14 protein-coding genes are annotated in these 13,549 nt (G+C 54.9%); all 14 read right to left on the bottom strand.

Translation table 11 applies throughout. The features are described 5' to 3' along the window. Window positions 1–8 precede the first annotated feature (8 nt). The 14 genes from WFP70_RS10565 to WFP70_RS10500 all read right to left on the bottom strand — a co-directional run bounded on the left by WFP70_RS10565 (window position 9) and on the right by WFP70_RS10500 (window position 13,461). Window positions 9–725, bottom strand: a complete 717-nt coding sequence (locus WFP70_RS10565; protein ID WP_034825106.1) for an ABC transporter permease — start codon at window positions 723–725, stop codon at window positions 9–11. Further along, window positions 722–1,408 (bottom strand): histidine ABC transporter permease HisQ, encoded by a 687-nt coding sequence (locus WFP70_RS10560; RefSeq protein WP_038645701.1) that lies wholly within the window; start codon window positions 1,406–1,408, stop codon window positions 722–724. Before WFP70_RS10560 ends, WFP70_RS10565 begins: the two co-directional genes overlap by 4 nt. Before the next feature lie 192 nt (window positions 1,409–1,600). Further along, entirely contained in the window at window positions 1,601–2,383 is a 783-nt protein-coding gene (argT, locus tag WFP70_RS10555) for a lysine/arginine/ornithine ABC transporter substrate-binding protein ArgT (protein ID WP_034825110.1), read from the bottom strand. A 275-nt stretch (window positions 2,384–2,658) separates the two neighbouring features. Then, a complete protein-coding gene (locus tag WFP70_RS10550) occupies window positions 2,659–3,228 on the bottom strand; it encodes a UbiX family flavin prenyltransferase (protein WP_038645698.1) in 570 nt (189 codons plus the stop codon). Between the two features lie 115 nt (window positions 3,229–3,343). Beyond that, complete coding sequence (purF, locus tag WFP70_RS10545; RefSeq protein WP_337023311.1) at window positions 3,344–4,861, bottom strand: amidophosphoribosyltransferase; 1,518 nt, start codon at window positions 4,859–4,861, stop codon at window positions 3,344–3,346. A gap of 36 nt (window positions 4,862–4,897) precedes the next feature. Continuing rightward, on the bottom strand, window positions 4,898–5,383 hold the full coding sequence (gene cvpA, locus WFP70_RS10540; RefSeq protein ID WP_034825265.1) for a colicin V production protein: 486 nt from the start codon (window positions 5,381–5,383) through the stop codon (window positions 4,898–4,900). Between the two features lie 251 nt (window positions 5,384–5,634). After that, window positions 5,635–6,390 carry a cell division protein DedD gene (gene dedD / locus WFP70_RS10535; protein WP_160869149.1) on the bottom strand — a complete coding sequence of 252 codons (756 nt, stop codon included), beginning with the start codon at window positions 6,388–6,390 and terminating at the stop codon, window positions 5,635–5,637. Next, window positions 6,380–7,648 carry a bifunctional tetrahydrofolate synthase/dihydrofolate synthase gene (folC, locus tag WFP70_RS10530; RefSeq protein WP_337023312.1) on the bottom strand — a complete coding sequence of 423 codons (1,269 nt, stop codon included), beginning with the start codon at window positions 7,646–7,648 and terminating at the stop codon, window positions 6,380–6,382. Before folC ends, dedD begins: the two co-directional genes overlap by 11 nt. A gap of 190 nt (window positions 7,649–7,838) precedes the next feature. Continuing rightward, a complete protein-coding gene (accD, locus tag WFP70_RS10525) occupies window positions 7,839–8,747 on the bottom strand; it encodes an acetyl-CoA carboxylase, carboxyltransferase subunit beta (RefSeq protein WP_337023313.1) in 909 nt (302 codons plus the stop codon). 132 nt (window positions 8,748–8,879) lie between these two features. Next, the gene (locus WFP70_RS10520) at window positions 8,880–9,542 is read right to left on the bottom strand and encodes a DedA family protein (RefSeq protein WP_034825120.1); all 663 of its coding nucleotides are present in this window, start codon (window positions 9,540–9,542) and stop codon (window positions 8,880–8,882) included. 36 nt (window positions 9,543–9,578) lie between these two features. Further along, complete coding sequence (truA, locus tag WFP70_RS10515) at window positions 9,579–10,385, bottom strand: tRNA pseudouridine(38-40) synthase TruA (protein ID WP_097116567.1); 807 nt, start codon at window positions 10,383–10,385, stop codon at window positions 9,579–9,581. Then, window positions 10,385–11,395 (bottom strand): aspartate-semialdehyde dehydrogenase, encoded by a 1,011-nt coding sequence (locus WFP70_RS10510; protein WP_058962341.1) that lies wholly within the window; start codon window positions 11,393–11,395, stop codon window positions 10,385–10,387. Before WFP70_RS10510 ends, truA begins: the two co-directional genes overlap by 1 nt. A 102-nt stretch (window positions 11,396–11,497) precedes the next feature. Further along, entirely contained in the window at window positions 11,498–12,622 is a 1,125-nt protein-coding gene (gene pdxB / locus WFP70_RS10505) for a 4-phosphoerythronate dehydrogenase PdxB (RefSeq protein ID WP_337023314.1), read from the bottom strand. 59 nt (window positions 12,623–12,681) lie between these two features. Continuing rightward, a complete protein-coding gene (locus WFP70_RS10500; protein ID WP_160869157.1) occupies window positions 12,682–13,461 on the bottom strand; it encodes an AraC family transcriptional regulator in 780 nt (259 codons plus the stop codon). Between the last annotated feature and the right edge of the window lie 88 nt (window positions 13,462–13,549).

Genomic DNA, 13,549 nt, shown 5'->3' with positions numbered 1-13,549 from the left:
AGTGATACTCAATGCGATGAAGAAGGTTTCACGTGCGCCAGGAAGCGGCGTTCCGCCTTGCGGAACAGGCTAATCAGCACGTAAGAGATAATCAGATACAGCACCGCAGCGATGCCAAACGCGGTAAACGGCTGGTAGGTCGCCGAGTTAATATCACGCGCGATTTTCAACAGATCTGGCACCGTGGCAGTAAATGCCAGCGCGGTGGAGTGCAGCATTAGGATCACTTCATTACTGTAGGCTGGCAGCGCGGTACGCAGCGCCGACGGTAGTATGATGCAGCGATACATTTTAAACGGGGAGAAACCGTAAGCGCGTGCCGCTTCAATTTCGCCATGGGGAACCGCGCGAATGGCCCCGGCAAAAATTTCGGTGGTGTAAGCGCAGGTGTTCAGCGTAAAGGCCAGCAGCGTACAGTTCAGGCCGCTGCGGAAGAAGGCATTCAGCAGCTCCGATCCTTTCACCACTTCCAGCGTATACATGCCGGAATAGAATACCAGCAGCTGGACATACAGCGGCGTACCACGGAAGACATAGGTGAACAGCCAGACGGGCGTTGAGATATAACGATTTGGCGATACACGCGCAATCGCCAGCAACACCGCCATACAACCACCGATCACCACGGAAAGAATTAACAACCACAACGTAATGGCGACGCCGGTAAAACGGTAACCATCTGTCCAGAGCAGCTGTTTCCAATACTCCTGAATAATATCGATCATAGCTCTGCCCTTTTCACACCCACCGTGTAGCGGCGTTCAAGCCACCACAGCACGCCGTTCGACAGCGTGGTAAACACCAGATAAATCACCCCCGCGACGATCGCGAAGTAGAACGGCTGCCAGGTACTTTTACCCGCCAGCTGCGTGGCTTTCACCACGTCTTCCAGCCCCAGCAGCGACACCAGCGCTGTGGCTTTGAGAATCACCTGCCAGTTATTGCCAATACCTGGTAACGCAAAACGCATCATCGCCGGGAACAAAATACGACGGAAAGTTTGCGAACCGGTGAAACCGAAAGCGGTAGCCGCTTCAATCTGCCCTTTTGGCACAGCGAGGAAAGCACCCCGGAAGGTTTCAGTGAAATAGGCACCATAGATGAAGCCAAGTGTGATGATACCGGCCACCATCGGATCGATATCAAACTGCGCCATGCCCAGCGCATCAGTGACCGTATTGAGAGCGATTTGCAGACCGTAGAAGATCAGCAACATCAAAACCAGATCAGGTACACCGCGGATTAAGGTGGTGTAGCCTTCAGCAATCATCACCAGCAGGCGACTGCGAGAGAGTTTGGCGCCAGCGCCCATTAAGCCAAGCACTAAGGCAAGCACCACGGAGCTGAGTGCCAGCTCAAGGGTCACCAGGGTGCCTTTTAGGATTACTTCAGAATAGCCATACAGCATGGGTTCGATCCTGTCGTGAGGGAAAATAACAAACGCTGCCCAACTAACGGACAGTCCTGACCAGGATTTGAATCACAGGGTAGATGGCGGCAAGCGTATGAACCCCGGGAGTTTACATAAGTAAGCGCCCGGAGTGAATAGTTATGACCAACCCTGCTGCAAATCAATCATCAAGGTCAGAAAACAGGACAATTAATCGCCGTACACGTTGAAATCAAAGTACTTCTTCGCAATCTTGTCGTAGGTGCCATCTTTACGCATGGCATCGAACGCTTTGTCGATGGCTGCTTTCAGATCGGCATCGTCTTTGCGCAAACCCATACCAGTACCGACACCAAAGATTTTGTCATCTTTAACCGCTGGACCGGCAAACGCATAGTTTTTGCCCACTGGCTGTTTTAGGAAGCCCTCGCTCGCCTGCACTTCATCCTGGAAAGCCGCATCGATACGACCTGCATCCAGATCCTGATACACCAGATCCTGGTTGGCGTATGGCGTTACAGTGACACCCTTAGGACGCCAGTTTTCGTTGGCGTAGGTTTCCTGAGTGGTGCCCTGCAGCAAACCAATGTTTTTACCTTTCAGCGATTCGATGGTCGGTTGCAGGCTGGAACCTTTCTTCGCCACTAAACGCGCATTGGCGGCGTAAAGTTTTTCAGAGAAGGCGATCTCTTCCTGACGTTTCTCGGTGATGGAGAGAGAAGAGATGATAGCGTCGATCTTCTTCGCTTTCAGCGACGGGATCAGTGCATCAAAATCACTTTCCACATAAGTACATTTGGTCTCGATACGCTTACAGATTTCGTTCGCCAGATCGATGTCAAAGCCGACTAACTGGCCTTGCGCATTCTTGGATTCAAACGGCGGGTAGGTCGGGTCTGTCCCGATGCGCAGCGTTTTTGGTACCGCAGCGAACACGCTCGCAGCGCTGGACATGGCCAGCATCAGGGAAAGAGCCAGAACTCGCTTTTTCATAGGTAACCCTCAAGTGAAGTGCTTATTGTTATATGGTCGTGATGTGTGTTTGCGCTGAATGATTTGCAGGTTTCATGCCAGTTATGCAAAACGGCGAAAGCGTGCTCAGGCGCACTAAATACCGCGCCCTTCAGGGGCGCAAGCACTTAGTTTGTGAGGGAAATATAACAGCGACGTGAGGAAGAAAAAGCGACATTGTTAACTTTTGGTGCACAAGATGCACGAAGAGTGATCGGGCACGCGAAATTGCACACAGTTAGTGCAAAATTGCACCATTATGCGCCATGCCAACGGGTAAACAGGTCTTGCGGCAGCTCAATATCAAATTGATCAATGACGCGATTGACGGTTTGATCGACCAGATCTTCAATTTTTTGTGGGCGGTGATAAAAAGCGGGCACCGGCGGCATGATCAGTGCGCCCAATTCCGCGGCCGTGGTCATCATGCGTAAATGCCCAAGATGCAGCGGCGTTTCGCGCACGCACAGGACCAGTTTACGCTGCTCCTTCAGCACCACATCGGCGGCGCGCGTCAGCAAACTATCACTGTAGCTGTGCACGATGCCGGAAAGGGTTTTCATTGAACAGGGTAAAATCACCATGCCAAGTGTCTTGAAGGAACCTGATGAGATGCTGGCAGCGATATCACGTACGTCATGCACCACATCAGCCAGTGCTTGCACATCACGCAGGCTGTAATCCGTTTCCAGCGATAACGTCTGACGCGCAGCCGGACTGATCACCAAATGGGTTTCCACATCGGCCAAAGGTTGCAGCACTTGCAACAATCGCACGCCGTATATCGCGCCACTGGCGCCGGAAATACCAATGATCAGTCGTTTCATTATTCAGCCCTGCCCGTTCAGATTGCGGCAATGATAGCCGCTCACTGAGCAAAAATACAAAAACAAACAGGGCGGAGTCTCCCCCGCCCTGTTAAAGATGAGCACCATGAGGCGGTTAGCCTTCGTTATGCAGCTCCAGACCTTCCACTTCGTTCTGACGCTGAATCGCTTTCGCATCGTCATTACGCAGTGACTGCAAATACTCGAGGTACTGCTGGTCGACATCTTTGGTGACGTAAACGCCGTTGAATACCGAGCACTCAAACTGTGCGATATCCGGGTTCTCTTCACGTACTGCTTCGATCAGATCATTGAGGTCCTGGAAGATCAGCGCATCGGCTTTGATCAGCTGACGAATTTCTTCCACTTCACGACCATGCGCGATCAGTTCGGTAGCGCTCGGCATATCGATACCGTAGACGTTCGGGAAACGAATTTCCGGTGCGGCAGACGCCAGGTAAACACGTTTTGCACCGGCTTCGCGCGCCATTTCAATGATCTGCTCAGACGTGGTGCCACGCACGATGGAGTCGTCAACCAGCAGCACGTTCTTATCACGGAACTCAGCACGGTTGGCGTTCAGTTTGCGGCGAATCGCGCTACGACGCATATGCTGGCCTGGCATGATAAAGGTGCGGCCCACATAGCGGTTTTTCACGAAGCCCTGACGATATGGCTTGTCGAGAATACGGGCGATTTCCAGCGCGGCATCCGTGGAGGTTTCCGGGATAGGAATCACCACATCGATATCCAGATCTTCCCATTCGCGGGCAATTTTCTGACCGAGTTTGGTGCCCATACGCACACGTGCGCTGTAGACCGACACCTTATCAAGGAAGGAGTCTGGACGCGCAAAGTAGACATATTCGAACAGGCAAGGGTTGGTTTTGGGATTCTCAGCACACTGGCGCGTGGAGAGCTGGCCCTGCTCGGTGATGTACACCGCTTCACCAGGCGCCACATCGCGGATGAACTCGAAGCCTAAAGTATCCAGTGCCACGCTTTCTGACGCCACCATATATTCGGTGCGACCATCAGCAATCACGCGTTTACCCAGCACTAATGGGCGAATCCCGTTCGGATCGCGGAACGCAACTAAGCCATGGCCAATAATCATCGAAACCACTGCGTAAGCGCCGCGCACCTGTTGGTGCACTGCCGCTACCGCAGCAAAGATGTTGTCAGCTTCCAGCGGGTCATGCTGGAAACGGTCGAGCTCCTGCGCAAAGATGTTCAGCAGGATTTCAGAATCAGAGGTGGTGTTAACGTGACGGCGACCCACTTCGAACAGATGCTTACGCAGTTCGTGCGCGTTGGTCAGGTTGCCGTTGTGCGCCAGCGTGATGCCATACGGGGAGTTTACGTAGAAAGGCTGCGCTTCAGAAGCGCTGGAACTGCCCGCGGTTGGATAGCGAACATGGCCAATCCCGATATTACCCTGCAAACGCTGCATGTGGCGTGCTTCGAAGACATCGCTCACCAGGCCATTCGCTTTACGCAGACGGAAGCAGTTAAGCGCATCGATGGTACAAATGCCGGCGGCATCTTGCCCGCGGTGCTGCAGCACCGTTAACGCGTCATAGATCGACTGGTTTACTGGCATAAAACCGGTGATACCAACAATACCGCACATGTTGTCATTTCCTCATTGGCCGCACTCCCGGTGGCGTTACCGGGGTATAAAACTGGACGTGCTTTTCAGGTAATCGAAAAACCACCTGATGATGTAACTGAACTGGGGAATGAGTTGCGACTGTTGCCAGTCCGGGCTTTTGGAAAAGCCGGTGAATGTATCGAGGAAGAAGAGCATAGCGGAAACAATCAGCACGCCACGCAACGCCCCGAAACAGACCCCCAACACCCTGTCGGTTCCCGACAAGCCGGTTTTTTCCACCAGCGAGCCGATCACATAGTTCACGATGGCACCCACAATCAGAGTGGCAACGAATAACACCGCTATCGCGATGCCGTTGCGAACCAGTTCGTCGTCAAAACCTGTAAACCAGACTGCAAGGTAGGTGTAGTAATGACTGGCGACAAAAAACGCACATCCCCAGGTAACGAGAGATAAGGCTTCCCGGACAAACCCACGAATCAGGCTGACCAGAGCCGAAAAACCAACTACCGCAATAATGACGTAATCAATCCAGATCATGAACGCTTCCAACCCAGTGCTTATGCACCCCTGCATCCAGTTCGGGGCGCATTCTAACAGAAAAAGAAAACGTTTGCGTAGGGTTTTCCGGTTCTGTATCCATAAAAAGGGCGATGAAAAAAACTTTCCTCGCCCTGAGTAAAATCAGCAATTCAACTAACTGATATAAAACAGCTTTACCACAACATTTTCGCTTAACCGCTTGTGCTATACCGCGCCTTTTACTGCTATCGGCGCGGCTTATCACAGCATTAACGCGTGCCGTACGGTTTCACCACGCCACCGAGCCCGGAGATGCTTTGTAGCTCACTCAGCGAACTCTGCAGCTTCGCTTTTGAGGCATCCGGCCCCACATAAATGCGCGTGATTTGTCCCTGCACCGGCGTGGATGGCACGGTAAAGGCACGATATCCTGACAGACGCAGTTGCGCCACAATCTCACTGACCTTGGCCGCGTTCTTTAGCGCACCCAGCTGAACCACAAACGCCTGCCCCGCAGGAGCCGCTTCCGGTTCACTCTGTTTCGGTGTTTCGACCGCTTTTGGCTGCTCAACCGGTTTCGGTTGTTCTACCACTTTGGGCTTCGGTTGTTCGACCGGTTTTGGCTTCGGCTGTTCAACCGGCTTAGGTTTGGGCTGCTCGACCACTTTTGGCTTCGGCTGCTCAACCGGCTTCGTCTGCTGATGCACCGGCGGCGGTGTCACCAGCGTAGGCTCGCTGTTCTGCACCGGTTGCGCATTGCCATTGCTGGCCGAGCTGCTGGCTTTACCGTTATCCGGGGTTTGCGCCGTGCTCGCCCCTTCCGGCGGCTGCGCCGGGAGCGGTTGCGTCACCGGCGGCACCATTTCGCTATCCTGCTGATCGTCCGGCTTTGGCACCAGCGGAATCGCCGCGAACTCTTCTTTGTAATGCTTTTTCTTGCCGTCGAGCAGCCCCGGCAGCACGATGACGCCAATCGCCACCAAAATGACGGTACCGACTAAGCGATTTTGAAACTTACTTGCCACTGCCATTCTCCGCTGACATCGATTCCATAACCTGTGCAACGGTGTGGAAAGAACCACACACCAGAATCACATCCTCAGGCGCGGCTTGCTGACGCGCTGCCTGCCATGCTGCATCGACGTTATCATACGCATTGCCACCTTCAAGGTGGGCGATCAGCTCATCGGCGGTGGCGCCACGCGGACCGTCAAGCGGTGCACAGAACCAGCGATCCACCTGCGGTGCCAGCGCGGCCAGCGTCCCCGCGATGTCCTTGTCATGCAACATGCCGACCACTGCATGCACTTTACCGCTTTTCGGCAACTCCGCCAGACGTGAAGCCAGATAATGCGCCGCATGCGGATTATGTGCCACATCGAGAATCACGCGTGGTGCTTCACTCACCGTCTGGAAACGTCCGGGCAGAATCGCCAGAGGCAGGTGTTCGCGGATCACCGCTTCGCTGACATTGAGTCCTGATGCGCGCAGCGCGGTGATCGCGGTCGCCGCATTGGGCAACGGCACCTGCGGCAACGGCAGGTCGCGCAGTTCACCGTGTCTATCCTGCAACGTCCAGCTATTTTCCTGCTTCTGCCACTGCCAGTCACGGTTGATTTGCAGCAGCTGCGCGCCCTTCTCCGCCGCGACTTCGGCGATGGTGTGCGGCATATCGGCTTCACCGACGACTGCAGGTTTGCCACCACGGAACACGCCGGCTTTTTCGCGACCAATGCTTTCGCGATCCGGCCCCAGCCAATCGGTGTGATCGAGCGCGATGCTGGTGATCACCGCCACATCCGCATCCACGATGTTGGTGGCATCAAGACGTCCGCCCAGGCCGACTTCGAGGATCACCACATCAAGATTGGCCTCACGGAACAGATTCAGTGCAGAGAGGGTGCCGAATTCAAAGTAGGTGAGTGAAATGTCACCGCGTCCAGCTTCAATACTGGCGAAACTGGCGCTGTGCAGCGCTTCATCCAGCTCGGAGCCCTGCACGCGCACGCGTTCGGTGTAGCGCACCAGATGCGGCGAGCTATACACGCCCACGCGATAGCCTGCGGCCATCAACAGCGTTTCCAGCGTGCGGCAGGTGGTGCCTTTGCCATTGGTACCGGCAACGGTGAAGATAAACGGAGCGGGTTTTAGCAGATCAAGGCGTGCGGCGACCCGTTGAATACGATCCAGGCCCAATTCGATGGCCTGTGAATGCAGGTGTTCAAGATAATGAAGCCACGTGGCCAAAGGCGACGTGGCTTGAGGAAGCTGCAGAGTGTCCATGTGTCCCGTTTACTCATCTTACACATCGTCATTCAAGCCGCAGCGGCGTGGGCTGCACTCAATCACCCCCGATCCCTTACTGGGTAAGCTGCCGGGGGATTCATTCGTTTGCCGCCTTGCTGCAACTCGAATGACTGGGTGTTTACGGTTCATTGGTGAAAAGCGTTTAACCACCGCTTTTCGTTGCCTGTCAGGCCTCGTTGCTCTCTGGCACAGCCGTGGAAGGCTGATCACCATCCTGCAGCGGCGCTGGCAGGTTCATCATTTTCGCCAGCAGGCTGGCCAGCTTAAAGCGCATTTCCGGACGACGGATGATCATGTCGATCGCGCCTTTTTCGATCAGGAATTCACTGCGCTGGAAGCCCGGTGGCAGTTTTTCACGCACGGTCTGTTCGATAACGCGTGGACCGGCAAAGCCGATCAGCGCTTTCGGTTCCGCCACGTTCAGATCGCCCAGCATCGCGAAGCTGGCAGACACACCGCCCATGGTAGGGTCGGTCAGCACGGAGATGTACGGCAAGCCGCGCTCCTGCATTTTCGCCAGCGCTGCGCTGGTTTTTGCCATCTGCATCAGCGACTGTAACGCTTCCTGCATACGGGCACCGCCACTGGCAGAGAAGCAGATCAGCGGGCAGTTATCTTCCAGTGCCTGCTCAACGCCACGCACAAAGCGCGCGCCAACCACAGAGCCCATTGAGCCGCCCATAAAGGAGAACTCAAAAGCCACCGCCACCACTGGCATACCGTGCAGGGTGCCTTTCATGGCGATCAGAGCATCTTTCTCACCGGTATCTTTCTGCGCGGCAACCAGACGATCTTTGTACTTCTTAGAATCGCGGAACTTGAGCAGATCCTTCGGTTCCAGCTCGCTGCCTAATTCAACCAGAGAACCTTCATCCAGCATGGAGTGCAAACGCTCACGGGCGTGCATGCGCATGTGGTGGTCGCACTTCGGGCAGACCTCGAGGTTACGCTCCAGTTCGGCGCGGTACAGCACCTGACCACAGCTATCGCATTTGGTCCAGACCCCTTCCGGGATACTGGCTTTGCGCGTTGGCGTGGTGGTACTTTTATTCAGTATGCGTTCAATCCAGCTCATTGATGACCTTTCTGTTTAATGCTGACCTGGTCCAGTCTTCTTGTGACTGCTGAAATCACCTTCAGCAGGCCGTAAATGTCGCTCATTAAACCACAACCCGTTCACGCTGTGGATAAAAATCTGGTGACAGCCTTACTGTGGCTTCTGCTGACGTGCCTGACGGCGATGGCGCCATACTTCAATCACGCCTGGCAAAATTGAGACCACAATGATGCCAACAATCAGCAGTTTTAGGTTCTCCTGTACCACCGGCAAATCACCAAACAGGTAACCGGCATAGGAGAACAACAGCACCCACAGCAGTGCGCCCGTCACGTTGAAGAGCGCAAAGTGGCGATAAGACATGTGTCCCATCCCCGCCACAAAGGGGGCAAAGGTTCGCACGATTGGTACAAAGCGCGCAAGTATAATGGTTTTGCCACCGTGGCGATCGTAGAAGGCGTGGGTCTTATCCAGATAGCTGCGACGAAAAATTTTCGAGTTCGGATTGCTGAACAACTTCTCACCGAACAACCGACCAATAGTGTAGTTCACCGCATCGCCGAGGATGGCAGCAATCACCAGCAGCGTGACCATTAAATGCACGTTGAGATCGTTACCCGGCAGTGCCGCCAGCGCGCCAGCAACAAACAGTAACGAATCCCCTGGCAGGAAAGGCGTGACTACCAGGCCGGTTTCGCAGAACAGGATCAGGAACAGAATGGCGTAAATCCAGACGCCGTACTGCGCCACCAGTTCGGCTAAATGCACATCAATATGGAGAATAAAGTCGATCAAAAAGTGGATGAATTCCATAATGTTCCGGCTCCCAAACATCCTTACTCATTTAAATTAATCTGCGAGGAACAACGGTCCCAACGCAGGCTGAGGTAACGCAAAGTGAGATGGGTAATCCACCGCCACCAAATACAACCCCTCGGCTTTAGCGGTCGCTGCCGCCAGAGTACGATCTTTTGCCGCCAGCAACTCAGCCATCCAGCTTTCCGGCTGGTTGCCGCAGCCAATTTCCATTAGGCTGCCGACAATATTGCGCACCATGTGGTGCACGAACGCGTTGGCTTTGATATCGACAATCACATAAGGTCCGTAACGTGTGACGTTAAGGTGCATCACGTTGCGCCACGGCGTGCGCGACTGGCACTGCACCGCACGGAACGAGGTAAAGTCGTTCTCGCCAATTAAACACTGACCGGCACGCTGCATTTTCTCGACATCCAGCGGATGATAAAAATGGGTGATGCCGTTGCCAAGAATCGCCGGTCGCAGCCGCTGATTGAAAATCACATAGCGGTAACGACGCGCGGTGGCGCTAAAGCGGGCATGAAATTCCTCCGGCACCGCTTTCACCCAACGTACCGCGATGTCATCCGGCAGGTTGGCATTGACGCCCAGCGTCCAGGCGCTGTCGGCGCGCTGCGAGGTGGTTTCGAAATGCACCACTTGCCCGGTACCGTGCACACCGGCATCCGTGCGTCCGGCGCAGAACACCACCACCGGGTGATTCGCCACTTTCGACAGCGCTTTTTCCAGCTTTTCCTGCACGCTGCGCACTTCGTTCTGTCGCTGCCAGCCGTAGTAACGGCTGCCGTCGTACTCAATGCCTAACGCCAGCTTAAATGTCGTTTCTTCAGACAACATTAATAGAAGTACTCCTGCACCAATTTCTCAGCGGTTTTTACCGCCATCAGTGCGCCGCCGAAACGAACGTTGTCAGCCACGGACCAGAATTGCAGCAGCTCAGGGAGACCGTAATCATTACGCACATTGCCAATGCTCAGCGCATCATTGCCTGATGCATCGCTGACGGGCGTCGGATATTCACCGTCCTCACTGAGGTTGATGTCATCAGCACGCGCCAGTTCATCTCGCGCTTCTTCGGCTGACAGCGGACGTAAATTTTCGACATGCACAATCTGCGTGTTGCCGTAAAACACTGGCGCCTGCACGCTGCTGACGGCAATTGGCAAGCCTTCGTCCTGCAGCACTTTGCGCACCTGATCCACCAGACGACGTTCACTCTCCACGCTGCCATGGCTATCCGCTAACTGCGGCAACAGGTTGAACGCCAACTGACGACCAAAATAGTGCTCATCTGCTGGTACACCATTCAGCAAACGTGCACTTTCGCCTGCCAGGCCATCCACTGCCGCTTTACCGTGGCTGGAAACCGACATCAGATTGGTCACCTGCAAACGGCTTAACCCCGCCGTATCCACCAGCGGTTTGATAGCGCTTAACAGCTGGCTTACCAGCGCATCGGCCACCGTCACGATGTTGCGATTGCGATAATCGGCCAGCACCTGCGGGTTCACATCAGGCACCACCAGCGGGACATCCGGCTCCAGCGCGAACAGATCGCTGCTGTCGATCACCAGGCAACCCTGGCTTGCGGCTTCATCCGCGTAACGCGCGGAAGCTTCACGTCCGGCAGCGAAAAACGCCAGCTGCGCCTGCGTCCAGTCAAATTCAGCCGCATCCTGTACGCGCAGGGTGCGACCATCAAAACGCACACTTTCACCGGCGCTGTTTTCGCTCGCCAGTAGATACAATTCACCAACCGGGAACTGGCGTTCTGCCAGCAATTCCAGTACAGCGTTCCCTACTGCGCCTGTTGCGCCTAATAGCGCAATATTCCAGCCGTCAGACATGTTGGTTTACTCCAGACAATGACATAAAAACAGAAGGCGGTGATGACACCGCCTGACATTTAAGACTTTTCCCGCGCGAAAACGCAGGGGATTGATTTAACTTTACAAACTGGCGCAGAAACCGAGCTTTTCCAGCATCGCGGCACTATCGGCATCATCACATTTCACCTGCAGTGACGACCATTCACGACGCTCTTCATACTGCTTGCGCAGGCGATCAAACTCGCCCGGTTTGGCAGCCACTTTTCGCAGTGGCGCATCGTCGCGGCGCACATCATACACCAGGTGCACCAGTCGTTTCAGCGTTGGCTGATCGAGCTTGCCGTGCAGCGTAATGGTGCCAAATTCCGGTGCAGGCAACAGAGACTCCAGCGCGACCTGTTGCGGCTGGCCGATAAACGCGCACCAGGCTTCGAATACCTGAGTGGTGCCACGCGCCTTGCCTTCCAGCGTATAGCCCGCGATATGTGCCGTGGCGATATCGACTTTGTCCAGCAGATCGAGGTTCAGATCCGGCTCCGGCTCCCACACATCCAGCACCACGCTGAGGTCGCTGCGCATTTTCAACACTTCAAGCAGCGCGGCGTTATCCACCACCGGGCCACGGCAGGCATTGATCAGAATGGTGTTGGGTTGGAGTGCCATCAGCAGTGCCATATCGGCCAGGTGCCAGCTTTTATAGGGGCCGTCTTTAAATAGCGGCGTATGGAAGGTCAGAATATCGGCCTGCGCCACCAGCTCATCCAGCGTGTGGAACGTTTCCTGATCGCCACGATCCGCACGCGGCGGATCGCACAGCAGGGTTTTCACCCCCCAGGCTTCAAGACGTTTTTGCAAACGCCCCCCTACATTGCCCACGCCGACAATACCTACGGTACGATCGCGCAGTTCAAAACCATCGCGTTCGGCCAGCAGCAGTAAGGAGGAGAACACATACTCCACCACCGCAATTGCGTTACAGCCGGGTGCCGCCGAGAAGGCGATTCCGGCGGCCGCCAAAGAAGCATCGTCCACATGATCAGTGCCAGCCGTGGCGGTGCCAACGAACTTCACCGGCGTACCGGCCAACAGCGCCGCATTCACTTTAGTCACCGAGCGCACCATCAGTCCGCTGGCATCCTGTAACTCTGCTTCGGGTAACGGACGTCCCGGCACGGCCAATACTTCACCCGTGCGACTGAAGAGTTCACGAGCGTAAGGCATGTTTTCATCGACGAGAATTTTCACTGCGGCGGTCCTGTCTGCTGAGGCGTTTTGAGGCGCGTATTCTTACATAAAGCCGGGGATTAACCTAACCGGCTGCGATAGCGATCCGGCGTGGTGCCGGCCTGCTGCTGGAACATCACAATCAAGGCTGATGACGAGCTATAGCCCAGTTCGTGTGCAATGCCTTGCACGCTGCAACCCTGCTCCAGCAGCGCAATGGCACGCAAAAACCGTAAACGCTGCCGCCATTCGCTGAAAGACATCTTCAACTGCTGCTGACAACGTCGCGCCAGCGTACGCTCGGTGGTGAACACACGCTTCGCCCATTGTGCCAGCGTGGTGTTATCGCCGGGATTTTCTTCCAGCGCGCGCAAAATAGGCGCGAGAAATTTGTCGTCCGACAACGGCAAATAGCTGGTGTGCACCGGTGCCTGACGCAGACGATCAATCAAGACTTCACACAGTCGCCAGTCCGCTTCGGTTTGAGGCTGCTCCAACTCACGCTGTGCAAAATCATTCATGATGGCGTGCACAATCGCATCAACGTGCAGTAAACAGGCATTGTCGGGCATCCCCGCACAGAGATCGGCTGCGAGATTGAAGGTGCGGAACTGGGCATGGCAATGGTTATAGCTGCTGTGGCGCTGTTCTGGCGGGATCCAGATCGGCATATCAGCGGGCGTTAATAACCGTTCCCCCTCCACTTCCATCTCCAGCACGTGGCTGGTGACAAAAATCACCTGACCCCAACTGTGCAGATGCGGGAGATATTCAGTTTTCGCGTTAGCCTGCTCGTAGCGCATAAAATAGCGCAGTAGCGGCGCATCAATCGGCGGCTGATACTCGATCTGTAAATTCATTCTGTCCGGTCACTAACGAATATTGTCCGATTTTAACTATCTGAATAAAACCGGTCAAATGTAAACTATTCGCGATTAAACTCAGGAG

This window comes from Pantoea sp. USMM079, from assembly GCF_037153115.1.
GTDB lineage: Bacteria > Pseudomonadota > Gammaproteobacteria > Enterobacterales > Enterobacteriaceae > Pantoea > Pantoea communis.
This window is presented reverse-complemented; position numbering and strand designations above follow the sequence as displayed.